This window comes from Streptomyces sp. AM8-1-1, from assembly GCF_032229325.1.
Taxonomy (GTDB): Bacteria; Actinomycetota; Actinomycetes; order Streptomycetales; family Streptomycetaceae; genus Streptomyces; species Streptomyces achmelvichensis.
The window spans coordinates 2001833-2023565 of sequence record NZ_CP135086.1; the positions used below are offsets into that span (position 1 = coordinate 2001833).

Genomic DNA, 21733 nt, shown 5'->3' on the forward strand with positions numbered 1-21733 from the left:
CTTCCGGACCCCCTCATTCCACCTGGAGTTCACTTCACGGGGAAGCGGGTCTCGTTGCGGTCGATCTTGTCGGAGAGCGCCGACAGCGCGTCCACACCGAGCACTTCGCAGAACTGGAGCAGGTACGCCAGCACATCGGCGACCTCGTCCCGCACCCGGTGCGCCTTCTCCTCGTCGTCCATCACCCGCGCCGACTCCTCGGGCGTCAACCACTGGAAGATCTCCACCAGTTCGGCCGCCTCGACGCTGAGCGCCACTGCCAGATTCTTCGAGGTGTGGTACGGCTCCCAGCCGCGCGCCTGAGCGAATTCGGCGAGCCTGCGCTGCAACCCGGCCACATCCAGTCCGTCGTGTCTCGTCACGGGACCAGATCTACCACCGTCGCGCCCTCGACCCCGCGCGCGAAGCCCGCGTCGGCGACGGCCCCCACCAGGCGCACATGCCCGCGGGCCGTCATCTCCGCGGCCAGGAGGGTCAGTTCGCGTGCCTGCCGCGGGTCGAGACAGCGGTCGAAGCCGTCGGCGAGGACGGTGAGGGACTGATACGCGGACGGCACCTCCGCCGCCTGGTCCATCGCGAGCACGCCGGGCCCGGTGAGCAGCACCAGCGCGAGTCCCAGGTACCTCAACTCGCCCTCCCCGAGCCGCCCCACGGGTGTCGCGTCCCGCCCTTCGCCCCGGCCGAGCAGAGCCCGCACCGTCCCGTCCCCCAGTTCCTCCACGGCCAGATCCGCCACCTCCCCGGCGCATCCCGTGCGGGCCGCCGCGGCCAGCCGGGCATGTCGCTTGGCGCACTCGCTGCGCGTACGGTGCAGCACTTCGGCGAGGTTGTCGCAGCCCCGTCGCAGCCTGCCCTCCCCCGCTGCCACCGGCCGGCGCATGCCGTAGGGCTGCGGGTCGCAGGCGAAGACCGAGCGCAGAGCGACCACCATCTGTTCGGCAGCGGCGAGCACGCGTAACTGGCCGTCGGTCTTGCCGGCCACGCGCAAGGGCAGCAGCGCTGTGCCGAGCCGGTCGTCGGGGAGCGGTGCGCGGGTCACGGACACGGATCCGGCGGTGTGCCATGCGGCTTGGACCGTGGACCGTCCGGGGTCGCGCAGCGCGGTGGTGAGCAGGGTCTGGCGCCCGCAGCTCAACCGCTCGCCGACGATGCGCAGTTCGGGTTCGGCCTGGACGGCGAGGTCGAGCCGTACCGGGCCCGCGGGACCGTCGACCGTGCAGCCGATGCGGAATCCCCGCCGTCCCTGTGCGTCGGGCCCCGCCGACTCCGGTACGCAGGCCGCCGGGTCCGGGAACACCTCGTCGAGTTCGTCGCCCGCGCCGAGCCGCGCCAGTGCCTCGTACGCCTGCAGAACACTGGACTTGCCGCTGCCGCTCGGCCCGGCGAAGAGAGTGATCGGGGCGACGGGATACGTCGCTCCCCGGTGTTTGCGGAAGGCGGACAACCGCAGTTCGGTGACGGTCGGGCGAGCACTGGATGCGCCGGCCGGCACGGAATCCGGGCCGGTGAGCGGGCTGCTGGTGGTCATGAACCGGACGGTACGCAGCGCTCGACACGCCGAACCGTTCCGCCTCGGCGACCTTCCTACGAACGGGGGACGGAGCGGCTCAGGGTGTCGGTGGCGGCTGCCAGGCCCTCGACCTCGGTGCCGACGGGGGCGAGCAGAAAGACGTTCCGGTCGACTCGGTGCATGCCGCTGCCGAGGCCGAAGACGACCCCGCTGCTGAAGTCCAGGATGCGCTTGGCGACATCGGTGTCGGCGCCGGTCAGGTCGAGCAGGACGGGAATCTGCGCGACCAGGTACTCGGCCACCTCGCGCGCGTCGGCGAAGACCTGCACGCGCAGGACGACGAAGCGGCGCTGCTCGACGGCCTCGTAGTCATGGGGAACGGTCCGGTGGTCGACACGCGACGGCCACTCGTTACGGCTGCGCAGGGGGACGACCTGGGCGAGGCCCTCCCACTGCTCGTCGGTGACGTCGTACCTCTCGTACCTACTCATGCTCCCCATCCTGGCGCGCCTCACCCGTTCGGCCCAACAGCGACACGGGTGAGTCGGGCACGGATCGGACGCCCCTGGGTCAGCCCTCGGCCGGTGCGGGCACGAGGCCGTCGGCGACCAGACCCGTGAAGACGGCGTCCGACATGGCCTGCACGGCGGACAGCGGGCGGACCATCACGGTGAACTCCTTGATCCTTCCGGACTCGTCGAGCTGAAGGAGGTCGAGGCCATGGATCTCCTTGCCGTTGACCGTGGCCCGGAAGACCAGGATCTCGGACGGCGCCTCCTTGCCGTCCGCGGTCTCCCCCGTGCCGTCGAGCCGTCCGACGTAGCGGAATTCCTCGAACGTACGGAACAGCACATTGCACAGGCCGATCACCATCGGCCTGCCCTCGAAGGGCTTGAACTTGACCGGGCTGTAGAAGCGCACGTCCTCGGTGAACAGATCGTCCAGAGCGGCGAGATCACGGCTCTCCACGGCTGCACGGAATCGGTCGGTGGTGCTCGTCATGGTTCCTCCAGGCTTCCCGGACTGACTCTGCATGGATGCCATAGTCAGAATAGTGACTAGTCAGTTTCTTGAGTATCACGCGGAGTGCGGACGACGGAAGGGGTGAACGCCGACCCGACGGCCGCGGCACCCGCTGCCGACCGGGCACGCCCCGGCAACCGTCCGCGGCAGGGGTTGACTTGGAGTGCTCTCGAAGATCCAGACTCCCCGCCAGCGCCCTGGCCCCACGGCGCAGGAGAGGAACCGGGATGAGATACCGCACGATCGGCCAGGACCCGAGGACCCGCCGCGAGGTGAGCGTCCTGAGCCTCGGCGCCATGCTGCTGGGCACCGCCACCGACGAGGCCACGTCGTTCGCCGTGCTCGACCGCTATGTCGAGGCGGGTGGCACCTTCATCGACACCGCCGACAACTACGCGTTCTGGCACACCGGAAGCCAGGGCGGGGAGAGCGAGCAGCTCCTCGGCCGCTGGCGGCGCAGCCGCGGTGTCACGGACGAGGTGGTGATCGCCACCAAACTCGGCGGACGGCCCAACAGGCCCAGCACCACGTTCTCCCACGACATCGAGGGGCTGTCGGCACGGGTGATCCGGGAGTCCGCGGAGCGGAGCCGCAAGCACCTGGGCGTGGAGAAGATCGACCTCCTCTACGCCCACACCCAGGACCGGCGGGTGCCGATGGAGGAGACCGTCGAGGCCTTCGCCGGGCTCGTCGCCGACGGCAGCGTCGGCCTGCTGGGGGTGAGCAACCACTGGGCCTGGCAGGTCGAACGCGCCCGGTCCCTGGCCAGGGACGCCGGCCTGCCGGGGTACGAAGTCCTTCAGTACCACCACAGCTATCTGCGGCGGCGCACCGATTTCCCGAGCCGTCGCTCACCCGACGGCCAGGAAGGCGTGATGAGCGGGGAGTTGCTGAGCTATCTGCGCTCCGAACCCGGGCTGCCGCTGGTCGCCTACTCGCCGCTGCTGTCCGGCGCGTACGTCCGGGAGGACAAGCCGCTGGGGAGCGACTTCGAGCATGCGGGCACGCCGGTACGGCTGGCAGCGCTGCACGAGGTGGCGAAGGAGGCCGGCGCGACGGTCAACCAGGTGGTGCTGGCCTGGCTGATCGGTGGCGAGGTTCCCATGATTCCCCTCGTCGGGGCGTCCTCGGTGGCGCAGCTGAACGAGAGCCTGGAGGCGGTCGACCTGGAGCTCACGGAGCAGCAGCGGGAGCGGCTGGATTCGGCGTACTGACCTGGCGGGCACACGGTCGCCGGTCGGCCTCAGCCCAGCGGCTTCTCCAGGACGGCCTTGCGGTGGCTGAACGTCTCGATCGAGTACCGGCCGTGGTAGTTGCCCATGCCGCTTTCACCGACTCCGCCGAACGGCAGGTCGGAGACGGTGAGATGGGCGAGCGGCAGACCGAATCCGAGGCCGCCCGAGGACGTCTCCGCCGCGAGCCGCCGGCGGGTGTCGGGCGACTCGGTGAAGGCGTACAGCGCCAGCGGCTTGTCGCGGTCGTTGATGAAGTCGATGGCCTCATCCAGTCCGGGAACGGTGACGATGGGCAGGACCGGGCCGAAGATCTCCTCCTGCATGACCGGGGCGCCGGGGTCGACATCGGCCAGGACGGTCGGGGCGATGTACTTGCGGTCGCGGTCGGTGGCGCCGCCGACCACCACGCGTCCGGAGTCCAGCAGGCCACGGAGCCGGTCGAAGTGGCGTTCGTTGACGATCCGGCCGTACTCGGGGGAGATCGCCGGCTCGGCGCCGTACAGCTGCCGCACGGCTTCGGTCAGGGCGGGTTCGAGGGCACGGGCCGTTTCCGGATCGGTGAGGACGTAGTCGGGTGCGACGCATGTCTGGCCGGCGTTGAGGAACTTGCCCCGTGCCAGACGGGCGGCGACCGTGGTGAGGTCGGCGTCCCGGTCGACGAACACGGGTGACTTGCCGCCCAGTTCGAGCGTGACCGGCGTGAGGTGCCGGGCCGCGGCCGTCATGACGATGCGGCCGACGGTTCCGTTGCCGGTGTAGAAGATGTGGTCGAAGCGTTCCGCGAGGAGGGCGGTGGTCTCGGGAATCCCGCCTTCGACGACAGCCACTGCGTCCGTGTCGAGGAACCGCGGCAGCAGGCGCGCGAGGACGAGGGAGGTGGCCGGGGCCATCTCGCTGGGCTTGGCCACCACCGCGTTGCCCGCGGCGAGCGCGCCGATCATGGGAGTCAGCAGCAGCTGCACCGGATAGTTCCACGGCGCGATGACGAGGACGACGCCCAGCGGGTCGTACTGGGTCCAGGCCGCCGCCTCGCCGATGTGCGCGGGGACGGGCGCGGGCTCCGGGCGCAGCCAGTCGTCGAGGTGCTCCAGCGTGTGGTCGATCTCGCGGACCGTGAAGTCGATCTCGGTACGGAATGCCTCGGCGGAACTCTTGCCGAGGTCGGCGTGGAGGGCGTCGGCGAGGTCGGTGCCGTGCTCGGTGAGCATCTCGCGCAGCCGGCGGAGCTGGGCCGTACGCCAGTCGACAGGGGCGGTGCGTCCGGCGCGGTACGTGGCCCGCAGACGGGCGACGATGTCGGCGGGCTGCTCGGGGCTGTGCTGGTTCACGGTTCCTCGCTGATGACGTGGGGACTTCCGGTCGGTCGTTGCAGATACCAACGTTCTCGCGGACGGAGACATTCCGGCGCTGGTGTGCGACTTCCCCGCGGGGGCGGGGGTACGGCTCCCCGCACCAGGCAGCCCTCACCGGCTCACAGGGGCGGCACCCCGCATCCCCCGCAACCGCACCCTGCTCCCCGCTCCCCCGCGACGGCGGGACACGACCTCGCCCCGCGGCGGCGTACGCCCCCGCCCCGCCGACCGGCCGGGCCCACGGCGGCACACCCCCCGGACCGCGTCGCAGCGTGTCAGGCCCGCGCCTGCGGCACCTTGGGCGAGGGCTGCTCCCCGCCTCCGGCCGGCGGTGCCGCGACCACGGCACGGACGGGAATGAGCGCGGCGACGACCGCGGCGGCCAGGCCCACGCAGCAGCCGATGATCACGGCGAGCCGGAATCCGCTCTCGGACGGCAGGGCGTAGCCGCCGAAGTCGGTGGTCATCTGAGCCAGCACCACACCGATGACGGCGGCGGACACGGAGCTGCCGATCGAGCGCATCAGGGTGTTGAAGCTGTTCGCCGACGCGGTCTCCGACTGCGGCACGGCGCCCATGATGAGGGCCGGCATGGCGCCGTAGGCGAAGCCCACCCCCGTGTTGCAGACGATGGTCACCGCGAGCAGCCCCCAGGTGGAGCCCGAACCGGTCATCGGTACGCACAGGCCGTAGCCGGCGGCGATGACCAGGCTGCCGACGGCCAGGGTGACCTTGGGCCCCTTGGCGGCGGAGAGTTTGGCCCCGAGGGGCGACATCACCATCATCATCAGACCGGCGGGGGCCATCCACAGGCCCATGGCGAGCATGGACTGGCCGAGGCCGTAGCCGGTCGCCTCGGGCAACTGGAGCAGCTGCGGAACGACCAGCGACTGCGCGTACATCGCGAATCCGACCAGGACCGAGGCCACGTTGGTCATCAGGACCTGGGGGCGGGCGGTCACCCGCAGATCGACCAACGGGTCGGTGATCCGCAGCTCCCACCGGCCCCAGGCCAGCAGCACGACGACGGTGGCGGCGAAGAGGCCGAGGGTGGTGGCGCTCCCCCAGCCCCAGTCGGCGCCCTTGGAGACGGCGAGCAGCAGACAGACCAGCGCGGTGCCGAGTCCGACGGCGCCGAGCCCGTCGAAGCCGCCCGTCCCGGTGGTCTGCCGGCCCGCGGGCACGACGACCCGGATCAGGGCGGCGACCGCGAGCGCCAGGACCGCGACGACCCAGAACAGCACGCGCCAGCTGACGTTCTCGGCGATCGCCGCGGAGAACGGAAGGCCGAGCGCGCCACCCACGCCCATGGACGCGCTCATGATCGCGATGGACGAACCGAGCTTCTCGGCCGGGACCACGTCGCGCAGCAGGCTGATACCGAGGGGCACGACGCCCATGCCGAGGCCCTGGAGACCCCGCCCGGCGATCATCGGGACCACGGAGGAGGAGAGGGCGCAGACGACGGAGCCGAGGACGAGGGGGGCCAGCGAGACCAGCAGCATGCGCCGCTTGCCGTACATGTCACCGAGGCGCCCGGCGACGGGGGTGGCCACGGCGGCCGCGAGCAGCGTCGCGGTGATCACCCATGAGGCGTTGGACGCCGAGGTGTCGAGCAGCTTCGGCAGTTCCGCGATCAGCGGCACCACAAGGGTCTGAGTGAGCGCGGCCACGATGCCCGCGAAGGCGAGGATCCCGACAACACCGCCGGGGCGGGCTTCGGGCTGGGAACTGTCCACGGGTACTCCTCGTGCTCTGCGGGTCCTGGTGAGGCGCGCCCGGTGCCGTCGATGCCCGGCGCTGTCGATGTCGATGTCGATGTGCACCATACAGTCGATATGCATCATGCACATTAAATGCATCATACATACGGCCCGTGGTATATCTGAACCCGAGGCGCCCTCTCGCGACGGAGGGTGCGTCAGGAGCCGAAGGAAGCCGCGCGTGGACATGCCCCTTGCCCAGATCGAGTTCGAGACCATGCTGCTCGGGCGGTACATGAACCTGCTGTCCCACCGGAGCAACCGCCTGCTCGACCGCAGTGCCTACATCCTGCTCAGCCGCATCCAGGCAGAGGGACCCATGTCGATCAGCCAGCTCAGCGACGCGTTCGGCCTGGACACCTCCACCCTCAACCGGCAGACGGCCGCGATGATGCGCGCCGGGGTCGTCGAGCGCATTCCCGACCCGGAGGGGGGCATCGCCCGCAAGTTCTCCATCACCCCCGAGGGCGAGCGCCAGTTGGAGTCGGACCGCGCCCAGAACCTGGACGGCCTGTCGAAGGTGCTGGCCGACTGGACCCCGAAGGAGGCCGGCCAACTGGCGTCCTGTCTGGACCGTCTGAACCGCGACATCGAACGCCTCGACGGGCGGCCCTGGCCGCGGACCTGAGGACACATCCGGCTCTCTCCCCAGCCTCGACTCCGACGGTCCGGAGCCAGGGGTTGCCGGAGTAGCCGGGGCGGGAGGCGGCAGGAAGACCAACGGGCGGCGTACGCCGACGCGTTGTCGGAGTACGCCGCCCTGGAGGACGGTCTGCGGGCGCGGCCCGCAAGCTGCTGCCCCCTACTTCGGGTCGCGGTTGAACACCGACTTGGACCAGACGTAGCCGAGGACGGCGAGTCCCACGCACCAGAGCACGGCGAGCCAGCCGTTGTGGCCGATCTCGGTGCCGAGCAGCAGGCCGCGCAGGGTCTCGATGGCCGGTGTGAAGGGCTGGTACTCGGCGATGGGCTGGAACCAGCCCGGCATCGCGTCGACCGGGACGAAGGTGCTGGAGATGAGCGGGAGGAAGATCAGCGGCAGGGCGTTGTTGCTGGCGGCCTCGGCGTTCGGGCTGATCAGGCCCATTCCGACGGCGATCCAGGTGAGCGCCGTGGCGAAGAGGACGAGCAGTCCGAGCGCCGCGAGCCACTCCAGAACGGAGGCGTCGGTGGAGCGGAAGCCGATGGCCACCGCCACGGCGCCGACGAGGACCACGCTGGCGACTGCCTGCAGGACGCTGCCGACGACGTGTCCGACGAGGACGGAGCTGCGGTGGATGGCCATGGTGCGGAAGCGGGCGATGATGCCCTCGGACATGTCGGTGGAGACGGAGACCGCGGTGCCGATCGTGGTGGAGCCGATGGTCATCAGCACGATGCCCGGGACGAGATACGCGATGTACTCGGATCTGTCGGCTCCGCCGCCGCCGATGCCCGCGCTCATCACGTCGCCGAAGATGTAGACGAAGAGCAGCAGCAGCATGACTGGCGTGAGCAGCAGGTTCAGGGTGAGCGAGGGATAGCGCCGCGCGTGGAGCAGGTTGCGCCGCAGCATGGTGTTCGAGTCGCGGACGGCGAGAGAGAGGGCGCTCATCGGACGGTCTCCTTGGACTGGTTGGGGACGGCGGTGGTGCCGGCAGGGCCGGTCAGGGCGAAGAACACGTCGTCGAGGTCGGGGGTGTGCACGGTGAGCTCGTCCGCCTCGATGCCGGCGGAGTCCAGCCAGTCGAGGATCGAGCGCAGTTCGCGCTGGCTGCCGTCGCTCGGGATCTGAAGCGACAGCGACTCGTCGTCGCGGGTGACCTCGTGCAGGGCAACGGCGGCCGACTGGTAGGCGGCGGGGTCGGTGAAGCGGATCCGGACGTGTCCGCCGGGAATCAGGCGCTTCAGCTCGTCCGCGCTGCCTTCGGCGACGATCTTCCCGCCGTTCAGGACGGCGATGCGGTCGGCGAGTTCGTCCGCGTCTTCGAGGTACTGCGTGGTGAGGAAGACGGTGACACCGCCGGAGACCAGCTCGCGGATGATGCCCCACATGTTGTGACGGGCACGCGGGTCGAGTCCGGTGGTCGGCTCGTCGAGGAAGATGATCCGCGGGTCACCCACCAGCGTCATGGCGATGTCGAGACGGCGCTTCATACCGCCGGAGTAGGTGGAGGCGGGCTTCTTCGCCGCGTCCGTGAGGTCGAAGCGCTCCAGCAACTCGGCGGCGGTACGCCGGCCTTCGGCACGGGAGAGATGGTGCAGGTCCGCCATCAGGAGCATGTTCTCCTCGCCGGTGATCAGACCGTCGACGGCGGAGAACTGCCCGGTGACACCGATCGCGGCCCGCACCGCCTGCGGCTCGGCGGTCAGGTCGTGACCCGCGACCTGGGCCTGCCCGCCGTCGGCCGCGATGAGCGTGGAGAGGATCTTCACGGCGGTGGTCTTGCCGGCGCCGTTCGGGCCGAGCAGCGCGAACACGGACCCGGCCGGCACGACGAGGTCGATGCCGTCGAGGACGGTCTTGTCGCCGTACGACTTGCGCAGACCGACGGCGGAGACGGCGGCCGGCGACGGGGACCCGCCGGACTGACTAGACGTGGGCATGACAGAAGAAGGCATGGGGCCCTCCCATTCGAAGGAGCGGTGAGCGGTGAAGTGGGCGTGGTGGGCAGGAGACCGGGCGGTCAGGCGCGGGCGCGGCGGATGTCGATGTTGCCGTAGCGGGTGCGGGCCTTGACCTCGACGGTCTCGTCGGTCTTGTCCGGGTTGTCGGAGGAGGCGAGTCCGTTGCGGACCTGCCCGTTGCTCGAGCTGACGTCGAGCCAGGCGGCCGTGCCCTCGCGGACACCGATCTCGATGGCGCCGTAGGAGGTCTCCAACTGGACGGTGCCACGGGCCACATCACCCACGCGCAGGGTGCCGTGGGCGGTGGTCGCGGCGACCGAGCTCTCGGCGCGCTGGATGTCGATGTCGCCGTTGGCACCGCGCACTCGCAGCTCGCCGAGAGCGGCACCGATGGTCGTGGAGCCGTGCGAGTTCTTCAGGACGGCCGGGCCGTCCACGACACCGACGCGCACGCTGCCGGAACTGGTGGTGATCTCGGCCAGGCCCTCGACCTGGCCCACGGTGATCGACCCGTGCGACGCCGTCAGCTGAAGCGGGCCCGTCTCGTCCAGGCGGACGTCACCCGACGACGTCTTCACACGGACCTCGCCGAGCCGGCCCTCGCCGAGCACCTGCGTCCAGGAGCCGGTCGCGTCGATGCGCGAGCCGGTGGGCAGTTCGACCGTCACGTCGACGCTGCCGGTGGGGCCGACGAGGTAGGGACCCTTGGGTGTCCGGATGGTCAGCACACCGCCGGCATAGGAGACCTCGGTCTGCTCGACGACCCGGACGTCCTTGTCCTTCTTCGGGTCGCGGGGCCGCACCTCGACCACGGTGTCGTGGCGGTCGGTCGCGGTGAACTGGATGGAACCGGCGGCCACGTTGGCGGTGACCGAGATCGGCAGAGGGGTGTCGAAAGAAGGCATGGCTGTCCCGTCCTCTTGGGTCTTCGCGGCGTCCCTGCTGGTGGGACGTGGTGTGAGTGAGTGGGAGCGGGGCGCGGCTAGCGCACCCAGCCCGTGAAGCTGTTTCCGACGGTGCGGGTGGCCCGGGTCTTCTCCGCCGTACGCGACTGGGTGCCACCGTCGACCGCGGCCGACACGGCCCGCACCAGCCAGGCGTTGACCGACAGGCCCTCGCGACTCGCGGCCTCCTCGGCGCGTGCCTTGAGGTGGGCCGGCAGGCGCAGATTGACGCGGGCGGTGCCGCCCTCGTCGCCGTCGGCGGGCGCCGGAGCCGGTGCCCTGAGCGGCTCGGCCGGCCCGCTCCCCTCGTCGTACGCCTCGTCGCCCGCCGGCCGTGTCACCACGAAGTCGGGGTCGAGTCCGCGCAGCCGTACGTCGACCGAACCCGGGGCGAGTTCACGGGTGACCTCGTCCATCGCGGCGGAGAGCACGTTGAGCATCGTCAGGCGGGTCGCCGACTCCAGGGGAGCGGTGAGGCGCTCGGCGATTTCGCGGGCTTCTTCGCCGCCGGCTTCGGCGGCCACCGCGAGTTCGCGGCGCAGGTTGTCGACATACGGCGTGAGGTCCATGACGTCATCATGGCACCACAGTGGCGTCACAGGCAAGTGCCCAACGGAAGCAATCACCTCACCCGACCGCCAAAAGGGCTCTGAACTGGGAAAACGCGCCAACATCGGATTGCGCCAGCGCGGCACCATACGGATGTACAACCTCCTGGGCGCCACCACAGAGGCGCCTATTGGTGCCGGTTGGCACCGCGAGACGCCGCAAGGTTCGACGAGCGACTCCCGGGAGCCCACTCAAAGGAGTCCTTCAGGGAAGACACAGAGAAGACATGCCTCTGCCCTGCACCTGCCGCTCCCCGCGACGAAGGACAGGCACCGGACCACCGACACCGCACCAAGCTTCTGACCTGCGCATTTACCAGCCGCCCCCCGCCATGCCGCTGTGAGCGGCACACGCGATGCCGAAAATGGCTCCACGTGGCGCCACTCATGTGCCATTATGGCGTCACAGCAGCGTAGCGCTCGGCCCCACGGTCGAGTCGTGCGCGTTTCGCAGAGCGAGTCCCGAAGGGGTCGGACCATGGAGACAGCACAGGGTCAGCAGCAGGCGACACCCGGCGCCGTCACCGCCTTCGCCCGCTTCGTACTCTGCGGCGGCGGGGTGGGGCTCGCCTCCAGCTTCGCCGTGGCGGCCCTCGCCTCCTGGATCCCCTGGGCCCTCGCCAACGCTCTGATCACCGTGGTCTCCACACTCCTCGCCACCGAGCTGCACGCGCGCTTCACCTTCGGCGCGGGTGGGCGCGCGACCTGGCGCCAGCATGTGCAGTCGGCCGGATCCGCGGCGGCGGCGTATGCGGTGACCTGCGTGGCGATGCTCGTTCTGCACCAACTGGCGGCGGAGCCGGGCGCGCTGCTCCAGCAGGTCGTCTACCTGTCCGCCTCCGCGCTGGCCGGTGTCGCGCGGTTCGCGGTGCTGCGTCTCGTCGTCTTCGCCCGCCGGCGCTCGCAGGGCGCGGCGGATGCTCGTCCGCTGCACCTGGCCGTGGACCGGCCCTCGATCCCGGCCGGCTCCGAGGCGCTCTGCTACGCCGCCTGACGTTCCGTCGGGCGGCCGCCGCTCGGGATCGGTCAAGCTTGCCCGTACTTCGAGCGCCGACTGCTTGTGACGCGGCCCCCATCAGCGACTCACGGCCCGCACGCGGACCGTGGGGCGCTGGGGCGCTCTTGAACTTCCCGCCGGACACCGACACGCTCGCATCGTGCACCCCTGAACGCGCGATGGAGTCAAATCACCTGCAGACGGCGGCAGTTGGGCCCGGCCTCAAAGCTTGACCACAAATTGCACACATCCTCTCTACAGATCGGCCCTGTTGGTCTAGATTGACCGTGCTTCAACCGCTCGGGCACAAGACGACCAGTCTCGGACACAACACGACCAGTAGTGACCGACAAGTCCGGCACTACGGAAAGCCAGCAGTCGCATCCCCACCGCCAGACGTGGGGCCGATCAGTTCTTGGAGCCCGAGAAGGGGCTTCGGGTGCGGGGAGCACCCGAGGTTTCGGCGGGTTCCCGTGCACGCGAGAGTCCGGCAGGACGTGCAAGTCCACCGCTGCCGGGGCGGGTTGTTCATGTAGCGCCGAAGCGGCCGTGATGTCGTGCAAGGGGCGGGCGGGGGCCCTCCCACCGAGAGGAACAGCGCGGCGCGGGGGGCGATGGGCCTCCCGAGGGGTGGAAGCGTGCGGGGGGCGGGGGCCTCCCGGGGGGAGGAACAGTGTTAGGCGAGCACGTCGAACCACTGGGAACCTGGGGGGTTCTGTGCAGCAGGGGGGACTAGTCGGCCCTGTTCCGTCGACGCGGGGGCGTCTGGCGAATGGGGCAATCAGCCGGCCGGTGAACGGCTGGGAGCAGCGATACCGCCGTACCGTGATCATCAGCGACACCGTGGCCACCGCTTTGGTGGTGGCGGCGATCGGCAACTTCTTCGGGTCCCGCGACGCGGCCAACTGGCACGAGAAGTGGGGAATTCTCGCCTTCGGCACCGAACTGCTCGTGCTGGGAGCACTCGCAGTGAACCGGTCGTGGGCCCCGGCCGTGCTCGGCCAGGGCGCCGAGGAGTTCCGCCGGCTCGGACGCTCACTGTTCACGGCCACCGTCGTACTGGCGCTCGGCGGGATCGCCCTCACCTCGCGCAACATCAAGCTCTGGATCTTCGTCGCGATCCCCGCGATCGCGCTCGTCACGATGACCGAGCGATATCTGCTCCGCCTCGGGCTGCACAAACAGCGGTACGAGGGGCGGTGTTTAAGACCGGTGCTCGCTGCCGGGAGCCCGGCAACGGTGCGCGATCTGATCAGCCGAACCCGCAAGTTCCCGCACCTCGGCTGGCGGGTGGATGCCGTGTGCACGACGGACGGTCTCGGGCTCGACGGTGACCAGCTGGACGGTGTGCCGGTCGTCGGCCGACTGACGGACGTCGCGGGCCACGTCCGCCGCGACGGCTACCGTGTCGTCGCGGTCACACCGGACCCGCACTGGTCACCGGACCGGCTGCAGCGGCTGGCGTGGAACCTCGAAGGCAGCGATGCCGAGATGGTCGTGGCCCCCGTGCTGATGGAGGTGGCCGGCCCGCGGCTGCACGTCGACGCGGTCCTCGGGATCCCGCTGTTGAGGGTCAGCATGCCGACCTTCACCGGGGGCCGCAGAGCGGTGAAAGGGGTCGTCGACCGCTTGGCCGCGGTGCTCCTGCTGATGCTGTTCGCCCCGTTGATGGTGTGCGTCGCGCTGCTCGTCCTGGTGGACAGCCGGGGTGGCGCGGTCTATCGCCAGCGCAGGGTCGGCAAGGACGGCCGCGAGTTCACCATCCTGAAGTTCCGCACCATGGTCGCCGGGGCCCACGGGGCACGTGCCGAGCTGGCCGGCCTCGACGAGGGGGCGGGACTGCTGTTCAAGCTCCGCCGGGACCCGCGCGTGACCCGGGTGGGAGCGGTGCTGCGCCGGTACTCGATCGACGAGCTCCCACAGCTCTTCAACGTGCTCACCGGCTCGATGTCGCTCGTCGGTCCGCGGCCTCCGTTGCCGGAGGAGTGCGCTGCGTACGGCCCGGACATCCGGCGGCGGCTGCTGGTCAAGCCCGGACTCACCGGTCTGTGGCAGATCAGCGGACGCAGCGACCTGCCGTGGGAGGAGGCGGTCCGCCTCGACCTGCGGTACGTGGAGGACTGGTCGCTCGCCCTGGACACGGTGATCTTGTGGAAGACGCTGCGTGCCGTGCTCCACGGACAGGGGGCCTACTGATGCGCGGAAGGCAGCGGCTCAACTGGCCGGCCGACGCAGGTACCACAGGCCACGAAGGCCTGTCTGGGGGGAGGAACGCGTCATGAGAGTCAGCGTTTTCGGGCTCGGTTACGTGGGCTGCGTGTCGGCCGCGTGCCTGGCCAGCATGGGGCACGAGGTCATCGGGGTGGACGTGAACCCGGTGAAGGTCGACCTGGTCAACGACGGCAAGGCCCCGGTGGTCGAGGAGCGGATCGGCGAGCTCATCACCGATGTCGTACGGACCGGAGCACTACGCGCCACCGGGGACGTCCGTGAGGCGATCATGGGCAGCGAGGTGTCACTGATCTGCGTCGGTACGCCGTCGGAGCCCAACGGCAGCCTGTGCACGACGTACTTGGAGCGTGTCACCGAGCAGATCGGTGCCGCGGTGGCCGAGCGGGGCGGGCGGCAGACCATCGTGTTCCGCAGCACCATGCTGCCGGGCACCTGTCTGAACCTGCTGGTCCCGATCCTGGAGAAATACGTCGGCGGCACGGCCGGCGTCGACTTCGGAGTCGCGGTCAACCCGGAGTTCCTGCGCGAAGGCACCAGCGTGCGGGACTTCTTCGACCCGCCCAAGACGGTCATCGGCGAGCTCGACCCGGCAAGCGGCGACGTACTGACGGCGCTGTACGACGGATTGCCCGGCGAGGTGTTCCGGGTGCCGGTCCCGACGGCCGAGGCGATCAAGTACGCAGACAACGCGTTCCACGGCCTCAAGGTCGGCTTCGCGAACGAACTGGGCGCGGTGTGCCAGGCGCTCGGCGTGGACTCGCACCAGGTGATGGACGTGTTCCTGGCCGACCGCAAGCTGAACATCAGCCCCGCCTACCTGCGGCCCGGCTTCGCCTTCGGCGGCTCCTGCCTGCCCAAGGACCTGCGCAGCCTGGTCCACGCGGCGCAGCGGGCCGACGTCTCGGTGCCCATCCTCGCCCATGTGCTGCCCTCCAACTCCGCACATCTGCAACGCGCGGTGGAGCTGGTCGAACGCACCGGCAAGCGCCGGGTGAGCCTGTTCGGGCTGTCCTTCAAACCCGGCACCGACGACCTCCGCGAGAGCCCGCTCGTCGAACTGGCGGAGACACTCTTCGGCAAGGGGTACGACCTGCGGATCTACGACCCCAACGTGAACCTCTCCCGGCTGCTCGGCGCGAACCGCGAGTACATCGAGACCCGGCTGCCGCACCTCGCCCGCCTGCTCGCGGATTCCGTCGACGATGTGCTCGAGCACGCCGAGGTGTGCCTGGTCGGGACCAGGGACCCAGCCGTGCTCTCGGCACTGCCCCATGGCGACGGCCCGGTGATCATCGATCTCATCCACCTTCCCGACGCCGATGCGCGCCGGACCGAACCGGGGTACGTGGGCCTTGCTTGGTGACGCAACCAGCGGCGACGGGGCGGCCCGTCGCGCGCTGATCCTGGTGGAGAACCTGTCGGTGCCGTTCGACCGGCGGGTGTGGCAGGAGTGCACGACCCTGCGGGACGCGGGCTGGGAGGTGCACGTCATCTGTCCCCGGGGGGAGAAGCGGGACACGGAGCCGGAGGCAGTGATCGACGGGGTGCGGATCCACCGCTACCCGCTGCGCGCGGCCACCGGCGGACCGGCCGGCTACCTGCGGGAGTACGGAACGGCGTTGTGGCACACGGCCCGGCTGGCCCGGAAGGTCGGTCCGGTCGACGTCGTCCACGCCTGCAACCCGCCCGACCTGCTGTTCCTGCCCGCGCTGTGGCTGAAGCGGCGCGGCGCGCGGTTCGTCTTCGACCAGCACGACCTGGTACCCGAGCTGTACCTCTCGCGGTTCGGCCGCGGCAAGGATCTGCTCTACCGCGCCGTATGCGCACTGGAACGGCGGACCTACCGTGCCGCGGACATCGTGCTCGCCACGAACGAGAGCTATCGGGACGTCGCGATAAGCCGGGGCGGTCGACGCCCTGAGGACGTTTTCGTGGTGCGCAGTGCGCCCCAGACCGACCGGTTCCAACCGGCCCCACCCGAAGCGGAGTTGAAGCGGGGCAAGCAGCATCTGCTGTGCTACCTCGGCGTCATGGGTCCTCAGGACGGGGTCGACTACGCCCTGCGGGCCCTTGCGAAGCTGCGCGACGAGTTCGGACGGACCGACTGGCACGCGGTGTTCGTCGGTTCCGGCGACGCCTTCGACGCGATGGTGGCGCTGTCACGGCAGCTCGGTCTCACCGAGCAGGTGCAGTTCACCGGGCGCATTCCGGACGCCGACCTGGTGCGCTACCTGTCCACCGCGGACGTGTGTCTCTCTCCCGACCCGCGCAATCCGCTCAACGACGTGTCGACCATGAACAAGGTCCTGGAGTACATGGCGATGGGCCGGCCGATCGTCTCGTTCGACCTCAAGGAGGCGCGCGTCTCCGCCGGTGACGCCGCCGTCTACGCGCCGGCCGACGACGAGGCCGAGTTCGCCAAGCTCATCGCGCTGCTGCTCGATGATCCGCAGGAGCGGGCCCGGATGGGCAGGATCGGACAGGAACGGATCAGCGGACCGCTCTCCTGGCGGAACTCGCAAGCGTCACTGCTCGCCGCCTACGCCGCAGCCTGCCGGAACCACACTCCGGTGTCGGCGGGCGACCCCGACCGTGCAGGGAAGAGGCCGCACCGTTGAGCGATGACACGATACGCCTGGCCACGATCGGCAGGATCATCCGTCGGCGCCGGCGGCTTCTCACCATCCTCACCCTGGTGGGTGCGCTCGCCGGCTACGGCACCTCTTTGCTGTTGCCGCCGCGCTACACGACGTCGGCATCCGTCCTGCTGCCCGGGGCGTGGGAGGAACGCGAGCTGCTCACCCAGGCGGAGATCGCGACCAGTTCGGTCGTGGTCGACCGCGCGGCCGGCGCACTCGGCTGGAGCGGGGTCAGCGGCAGCGAGCTGCGGGACCGGGTGAACGCCGAGGCCGCCGACGGAAACATCATCAAGATCTCGGGCACGGCCGAGACCCCGGAGCGTGCGCAGCGGCTGTCCGACCAGGTGGCCCAGCAGTACGTCACCTTCGCCGCGCGGATCGCGGGCGACAACGCCGACCCCGAAACGGCGGAGGCGCCCGAAGCGCTGCGGAAGATGGTGATGCAGACCAGCCGCCGTATCACCGACCTGGCCGAGGCAGCCGATCCGGGCCGGACCGTGGAGAGCGTGCAGACCCGCACCGAGCTCGCGAAGCTGCGCACCGCGCTCCAGGTGGCCGTCAGCAAACTGGAGCAGGCCGATCCGGCCACCAACAAGGCCAACATGGTCGTCATGGGGCCGGCAGCCCGGCCGGCCGGCGAGGCACCGCCGACGCGGATGCAGCTCATCGTCGGCGGTGCGCTGCTGTTCTTCCTGATCACGGTCATCGGCCATCTCACCGCCGCACGGATGAGCCGCCGGCTGCGCACCGAACCCGAGATCGCCGCCGCGCTGGGCTCGGCGCTCCTCGGCACCGTCGACGTGCCGGGTGAACCCCGCGCGCGCCGGCCGAAAGGTCTTGGCCCGCGTGCCCGGATCCGCCGGCTGCTCGGCGTCGACACGCGGTGGGACACACCGCCCCCGCAGACGTCCGGCGACGAGGCCGGCAGGAAGATCCGCTACCGGCGGGTGTGCGCCCGCCTCCGGGACCAACTGCCCTCCCCCGCAAGGCTGCTGGTCGTCGTCCCGGAAGGCGACGAGATCGCCCACCGGGCCGCCGGGCACCTGGTCACCGAGGCGCAGGGCGATCCTTCCCCCAGCTCTGCGAGCAGGGGATACCCCGTGCTGCGCGTGGTGGGGGTTTCGGTGTCCCAGCCGCTGATTCCGGACCGCGACGAAGAGTCCGGTGCCGTGGTTGTGCTCAGCGCGGGCAACTGGACCGCGGCGGAGCTCGCCGGCATCGCCGAGGCGTGCGCGGACGCCGGGCACGAGGTCGTCGGCACCGTCGTCGCCGGTCCGGTCCGCGGCCGTCCGACGTCATCCGCCGGCGATTCTCCGGATGGCGCCACGGCGGCCGTTCCGGTGGGCGTCGACGCACGGGGAGGTACAGCATGACGACGAGCACGACGTCGAAGTCGTCGGCCGCCACTCCGCTCTTCGACCTGCACGCGCTGGTCGTCGCGGTGCGCAGGCGCCGCCGTCTGTGGGGCTCCCTGGCGCTTCTCGGACTGCTGGTCGGCGCCGCGGTGGCGGTCCTGATGCCGCCGCCGCCGACCGCGGTGACCAAGGTGCTCGTCGCCCATCAGGCGGACCAGCCGAACGACCCCGGAACACTGATCCGCACCGACGTCGCCCTGCTCCAGACCACGCGCATTGCCGGTACGGCCCTGAAGTCCCTCGACTCCCCCGCGGAACCCGAGGACTTCATGCGGGACTACGAGGGTGTCGGTCTGACCAACAACCTGCTGCAGATCAATGCGAGGGGTGACAGCGACACCGAAGCGGTGGCCCGCGCCAAGGCGCTGGCCGAAGCGTTCGTCGCGGACCATGTCCGACGGATCCAGCAGGCCGCGAACGCCGAGGCCAAGGATCTGCTCGGCCAGCGTGACCGCATGCGGGCCGAACTCGCCCAGGTCAACGAGGCGATCGGCGAGGCATCGCCGCAGAGCGGCCCGGAAGACTCCGCGAACCTCGAGTCGCTCTTCGCCCGCCGGGCCGAACTCACCTCGCGCATAGCCGATTTCGATCAACGGGCCGGAGAGGCGCGCACCGGCACACCCCGGCTCGTCGCCGGCACACAGATCGTGGACGCCCCACGCGCGGTGCGGCATTCCCTGCCCAGGGCCGCTGCCACCAACGCCGCAATCGGGCTCGTCCTCGGGCTGGTCCTCGGACTCGCGCTGGCCGCGGTCGGCACCGTGGTGGCGGACCGACCCGTACTGCGCCGGGACATCGCGGCGAACCTCGGCGCCTCGGTCATCGCGGAACTGCCCCGCCGTTCGGGCCGGCTGTGGCAGCGCCGACGGACCCGGGCGACACGCGAACGGCTCACCGCGTCCCTGGCCCGCACCGTGCGCGGTTCCTCGGAACCGGTGTCGCTGCTCGAACTGGGCTGCGCGCACAGCACGAGCGTGATCGTCCTGGACCTCGCCAGGGCCCTCGCGGCCGAGGAGCCGGTGGTCGTCATCGACGCCCTGCCCGGCCGGCACCTCGCCAAGCGCCGCCCGAAGCCGGGGGACCCCACCGTGGTCGGCAGCGACCGCGCCGCGACCGTGTCGCACCGGGAGCGCCGACTCGGCGTCGGCTCCGTGGCGCCCGGCACCGCATGGACCGGCCTTCAGGACCTCGGCGCACAGACCGTGCTCGTCGTGCGTGCCGGACACGGCAGCGCCGCATGGCTGCACACCGTGGCGCGGCAACTCGCGGACCTGCTCATACCCGTGATCGGTGTGGTGCTGATCGACCCCGATCCGCGGGACCGGACCGACGGCACGCTGTGGGACGGCCTGCACACCGCGCTGCGCGGCCACAACGCGCGGCCGGCCCGGGAGAACGTGACGGACCGACCGCGGAGTCAGCCGCCGTCATGGGCACGGGTCCCGGACATCGACCAGGAAGCGCGGTAAGACATGTGTGGCATCGCAGGCACGTACCGATGGCCGGACGGAAAGGCCGTGACCGACCGGCTCACCGATACCCTCGCCCACCGCGGTCCGGACGGAGCGGGCCGCTACAGCCATCCCGTCGGTGACGGCGAAGTACAGCTCGGACACCGCCGGCTGGCCATCATCGACCTGTCCGGAACCGGCGCCCAGCCGATGGTCTCGGGCGGCCTCGCCCTCACCTACAACGGAGAGCTGTACAACGCGCCCGAGCTACGGGCCGAGCTGACAGCCGCCGGGGTGCGCTTTCGCGGAACCTCCGACTCCGAGGTGCTGCTGGAGGCCTGGCGACGCTGGGGCACGGACTGCCTGCCCCGGCTGCGCGGGATGTTCGCGTTCGGGATCTTCGACGAGCGAACCGGTGACCTGGTGCTCGCCCGCGACCAGCTCGGCATCAAGCCGCTGTTCCTGCTCCGGCGCGGTGAGGGCCTCGTGTTCGCCTCCGAGCTCAAGGCGCTCGCCGCGGCCACCGGCAAAGGCCTGGAGGTGGACCATGCGGCGCTGGTGGCCTCGCTGCTGTACTACTGGGTGCCCGACTCGCGGTGCGCGTTCCGCGAAGCGGAGAAGCTGCCACCGGGAAGCTGGCTCCGGTGCCGGCCCGACGGCCGGGTGGAGCGCGGCCGGTACTGGAACCTGAAGGACATCGCCGCCGAGGGCCAGGAGCGGGCCCGGGCCGGCGAGCAGCCGGACCTGGCCGCCATCGTCGAGGAGTCGACGCGTCGCCACCTGCTCGCCGACGTGCCGGTGGCGACCTTCCTCTCCGGCGGTCTCGACTCCAGCTATCTGACCGCGCTGGCGGCCCGCGACCGGCCCGGGATCTCCGCCTACACGATCGGGTTCCGCGCCGAGGACGCCAAGTTCGAGGCGATGCCGGACGACCTGCGCTATGCCCGGCAGGTGGCCGCACGGTTCGGCGTCGACCTGCACGAGATCGAGATCGCTCCGAACGTGCTCGACCTGCTGCCCCGGATGACGTACCACCTGGACGAGCCGATCGGCGACCCCGCCGCGATCAACACCTTTCTGATCTGCTCGGCCGCCCGGGATGCCGGGGTCAAGGTGATGCTCTCGGGGATGGGCGCCGACGAACTGTTCGCCGGGTACCGCAAGCACCTGGCCAACCTGATCGCGCTGCGCTACCAGCGCGTCCCACGGCCGCTGCGCCGCGTCCTGTCCCGGTCCGTGAACCGGCTGCCGGTCGCCACGGCCCGCCGGGGGTACCGGTCGGTGCGCTTCGCGAAGCGCTTCCTCTCCTTCGCCGACCTGCCGGAGGAGACCGCGTTCCGGCGCAGTTACACCATGTACGACCAGGACGAGCTGCTCGCCCTGATCGATCCGGACCTGGCACCGACGGTCGACGACGTGCTGACCGAACATGCGGACATCTACCAGGACAACGACCTCGACGACTTCGTCAACCGCATGTGCCTGGGCGACGCCCGGATGTTCCTGCCGGGCCTGAACCTCGCGTACACGGACCGCTCGAGCATGGCCGCGTCGACCGAGGTGCGCGTGCCGTACGTGGACGTCGAGGTGGTCAAGGCGGCCTTCGCCGTGCCCGGCGAACGCAAGATCGCCGGACGACAGGGCAAGGCCGTCCTCAAGGAGGCGGCCGCCTCGATCCTCCCCCGGGAGATCGTGTACCGGCCCAAGGGCCTGTTCAGCGCCCCGCTGCGCGCCTGGATGAGCAGGGACCTGGCACCGCTGGTGCGCGAGGTGGTCAACGACGGCGTGCTCGTCAATTCCGGTTTCCTGCGCCGCGATGCGCTGGCGCGCATGGTCGCCGAGGACGCCGCAGGGCAGCGGGACTTCTCCAAGCATCTGTGGCATGTGCTGACGCTCGAGTACTGGTATCGCGACGCGACCTCTGGCTCCGGCCAGAGCCAAGCGGCTTGACGGCGTA

The 21733-nt window shown here is 70.4% G+C and carries 19 protein-coding genes; 9 read left to right on the top strand and 10 right to left on the bottom strand.

Going from position 1 to position 21733, the window contains the following annotated elements; translation table 11 throughout:
* Positions 1-29: 29 nt before the first annotated feature.
* The 4 genes from RPQ07_RS09075 to RPQ07_RS09090 all read right to left on the bottom strand — a co-directional run bounded on the left by RPQ07_RS09075 (position 30) and on the right by RPQ07_RS09090 (position 2512).
* Positions 30-362 carry a nucleotide pyrophosphohydrolase gene (locus RPQ07_RS09075; RefSeq protein ID WP_313943577.1) on the bottom strand — a complete coding sequence of 111 codons (333 nt, stop codon included), beginning with the start codon at positions 360-362 and terminating at the stop codon, positions 30-32.
* Entirely contained in the window at positions 359-1528 is a 1170-nt protein-coding gene (locus RPQ07_RS09080; protein WP_313943578.1) for an ATP-binding protein, read from the bottom strand. Before RPQ07_RS09080 ends, RPQ07_RS09075 begins: the two co-directional genes overlap by 4 nt.
* Before the next feature lie 56 nt (positions 1529-1584).
* On the bottom strand, positions 1585-2001 hold the full coding sequence (locus RPQ07_RS09085) for a cell division protein SepF (RefSeq protein ID WP_313943579.1): 417 nt from the start codon (positions 1999-2001) through the stop codon (positions 1585-1587).
* Between the two features lie 79 nt (positions 2002-2080).
* Positions 2081-2512: a nuclear transport factor 2 family protein gene (locus RPQ07_RS09090; RefSeq protein WP_313943580.1), complete on the bottom strand. Its 432-nt coding sequence runs from the start codon at positions 2510-2512 to the stop codon at positions 2081-2083.
* A 248-nt stretch (positions 2513-2760) separates the two neighbouring features.
* On the opposite strand from RPQ07_RS09090, the gene RPQ07_RS09095 reads away from it, so the two are divergent.
* Complete coding sequence (locus RPQ07_RS09095; protein WP_313943581.1) at positions 2761-3747, top strand: aldo/keto reductase; 987 nt, start codon at positions 2761-2763, stop codon at positions 3745-3747.
* Between the two features lie 29 nt (positions 3748-3776).
* Here the strand turns inward: RPQ07_RS09095 and RPQ07_RS09100 are convergent, their stop codons facing one another.
* On the bottom strand, positions 3777-5096 hold the full coding sequence (locus tag RPQ07_RS09100) for an aldehyde dehydrogenase family protein (protein WP_313943582.1): 1320 nt from the start codon (positions 5094-5096) through the stop codon (positions 3777-3779).
* A gap of 299 nt (positions 5097-5395) precedes the next feature.
* Complete coding sequence (locus RPQ07_RS09105) at positions 5396-6859, bottom strand: MFS transporter (protein ID WP_313943583.1); 1464 nt, start codon at positions 6857-6859, stop codon at positions 5396-5398.
* Positions 6860-7070: 211 nt separating this feature from the next.
* Between RPQ07_RS09105 and RPQ07_RS09110 the strand changes: the two genes are divergently transcribed.
* Positions 7071-7511 (top strand): MarR family winged helix-turn-helix transcriptional regulator, encoded by a 441-nt coding sequence (locus tag RPQ07_RS09110; RefSeq protein ID WP_413777828.1) that lies wholly within the window; start codon positions 7071-7073, stop codon positions 7509-7511.
* Positions 7512-7685: 174 nt separating this feature from the next.
* Here RPQ07_RS09110 and RPQ07_RS09115 read toward each other — a convergent pair whose 3' ends face one another.
* From RPQ07_RS09115 to RPQ07_RS09130, 4 genes are all read right to left on the bottom strand, one after another.
* A complete protein-coding gene (locus tag RPQ07_RS09115) occupies positions 7686-8477 on the bottom strand; it encodes an ABC transporter permease (protein WP_313943585.1) in 792 nt (263 codons plus the stop codon).
* Positions 8474-9469 (bottom strand): ATP-binding cassette domain-containing protein, encoded by a 996-nt coding sequence (locus RPQ07_RS09120; RefSeq protein WP_313943586.1) that lies wholly within the window; start codon positions 9467-9469, stop codon positions 8474-8476. Before RPQ07_RS09120 ends, RPQ07_RS09115 begins: the two co-directional genes overlap by 4 nt.
* A gap of 80 nt (positions 9470-9549) precedes the next feature.
* Positions 9550-10395 (bottom strand): DUF4097 family beta strand repeat-containing protein, encoded by an 846-nt coding sequence (locus RPQ07_RS09125; RefSeq protein ID WP_313943587.1) that lies wholly within the window; start codon positions 10393-10395, stop codon positions 9550-9552.
* A 77-nt stretch (positions 10396-10472) separates the two neighbouring features.
* Complete coding sequence (locus RPQ07_RS09130; RefSeq protein ID WP_313943588.1) at positions 10473-11003, bottom strand: toxin-antitoxin system HicB family antitoxin; 531 nt, start codon at positions 11001-11003, stop codon at positions 10473-10475.
* A gap of 517 nt (positions 11004-11520) precedes the next feature.
* On the opposite strand from RPQ07_RS09130, the gene RPQ07_RS09135 reads away from it, so the two are divergent.
* The 7 genes from RPQ07_RS09135 (at position 11521) to asnB (ending at position 21726) form a co-directional block, all read left to right on the top strand.
* On the top strand, positions 11521-12036 hold the full coding sequence (locus tag RPQ07_RS09135; RefSeq protein WP_313943589.1) for a hypothetical protein: 516 nt from the start codon (positions 11521-11523) through the stop codon (positions 12034-12036).
* Between the two features lie 720 nt (positions 12037-12756).
* On the top strand, positions 12757-14235 hold the full coding sequence (locus RPQ07_RS09140) for a sugar transferase (protein ID WP_313943590.1): 1479 nt from the start codon (positions 12757-12759) through the stop codon (positions 14233-14235).
* Positions 14236-14317: 82 nt separating this feature from the next.
* Complete coding sequence (locus RPQ07_RS09145; RefSeq protein WP_313943591.1) at positions 14318-15634, top strand: nucleotide sugar dehydrogenase; 1317 nt, start codon at positions 14318-14320, stop codon at positions 15632-15634.
* Positions 15591-16889, top strand: coding sequence for a glycosyltransferase family 4 protein (locus RPQ07_RS09150; protein ID WP_413777719.1), 1299 nt, complete (start codon positions 15591-15593; stop codon positions 16887-16889). The genes RPQ07_RS09145 and RPQ07_RS09150 overlap by 44 nt, the downstream gene beginning before the upstream one ends.
* Complete coding sequence (locus tag RPQ07_RS09155) at positions 16886-18283, top strand: Wzz/FepE/Etk N-terminal domain-containing protein (protein WP_313943593.1); 1398 nt, start codon at positions 16886-16888, stop codon at positions 18281-18283. The genes RPQ07_RS09150 and RPQ07_RS09155 overlap by 4 nt, the downstream gene beginning before the upstream one ends.
* Positions 18280-19794 carry a Wzz/FepE/Etk N-terminal domain-containing protein gene (locus RPQ07_RS09160; RefSeq protein WP_313943594.1) on the top strand — a complete coding sequence of 505 codons (1515 nt, stop codon included), beginning with the start codon at positions 18280-18282 and terminating at the stop codon, positions 19792-19794. The genes RPQ07_RS09155 and RPQ07_RS09160 overlap by 4 nt, the downstream gene beginning before the upstream one ends.
* A 3-nt stretch (positions 19795-19797) precedes the next feature.
* A complete protein-coding gene (gene asnB / locus RPQ07_RS09165) occupies positions 19798-21726 on the top strand; it encodes an asparagine synthase (glutamine-hydrolyzing) (RefSeq protein ID WP_313943596.1) in 1929 nt (642 codons plus the stop codon).
* Positions 21727-21733: the final 7 nt, after the last annotated feature.

Coding starts and splice junctions, on each gene's coding strand:
- RPQ07_RS09080 (WP_313943578.1), bottom strand. CDS start 1,528: ATGACCACCAGCAGCCCGCTCACCGGCCCGGATTCCGTGCCGGCCGGC.
- RPQ07_RS09085 (WP_313943579.1), bottom strand. CDS start 2,001: ATGAGTAGGTACGAGAGGTACGACGTCACCGACGAGCAGTGGGAGGGC.
- RPQ07_RS09090 (WP_313943580.1), bottom strand. CDS start 2,512: ATGACGAGCACCACCGACCGATTCCGTGCAGCCGTGGAGAGCCGTGAT.
- RPQ07_RS09095 (WP_313943581.1), top strand. CDS start 2,761: ATGAGATACCGCACGATCGGCCAGGACCCGAGGACCCGCCGCGAGGTG.
- RPQ07_RS09110 (WP_413777828.1), top strand. CDS start 7,071: ATGCCCCTTGCCCAGATCGAGTTCGAGACCATGCTGCTCGGGCGGTAC.
- RPQ07_RS09115 (WP_313943585.1), bottom strand. CDS start 8,477: ATGAGCGCCCTCTCTCTCGCCGTCCGCGACTCGAACACCATGCTGCGG.
- RPQ07_RS09120 (WP_313943586.1), bottom strand. CDS start 9,469: ATGCCCACGTCTAGTCAGTCCGGCGGGTCCCCGTCGCCGGCCGCCGTC.
- RPQ07_RS09125 (WP_313943587.1), bottom strand. CDS start 10,395: ATGCCTTCTTTCGACACCCCTCTGCCGATCTCGGTCACCGCCAACGTG.
- RPQ07_RS09130 (WP_313943588.1), bottom strand. CDS start 11,003: ATGGACCTCACGCCGTATGTCGACAACCTGCGCCGCGAACTCGCGGTG.
- RPQ07_RS09135 (WP_313943589.1), top strand. CDS start 11,521: ATGGAGACAGCACAGGGTCAGCAGCAGGCGACACCCGGCGCCGTCACC.
- RPQ07_RS09145 (WP_313943591.1), top strand. CDS start 14,318: ATGAGAGTCAGCGTTTTCGGGCTCGGTTACGTGGGCTGCGTGTCGGCC.
- RPQ07_RS09150 (WP_413777719.1), top strand. CDS start 15,591: ATGCGCGCCGGACCGAACCGGGGTACGTGGGCCTTGCTTGGTGACGCA.
- RPQ07_RS09160 (WP_313943594.1), top strand. CDS start 18,280: ATGACGACGAGCACGACGTCGAAGTCGTCGGCCGCCACTCCGCTCTTC.
- asnB (WP_313943596.1), top strand. CDS start 19,798: ATGTGTGGCATCGCAGGCACGTACCGATGGCCGGACGGAAAGGCCGTG.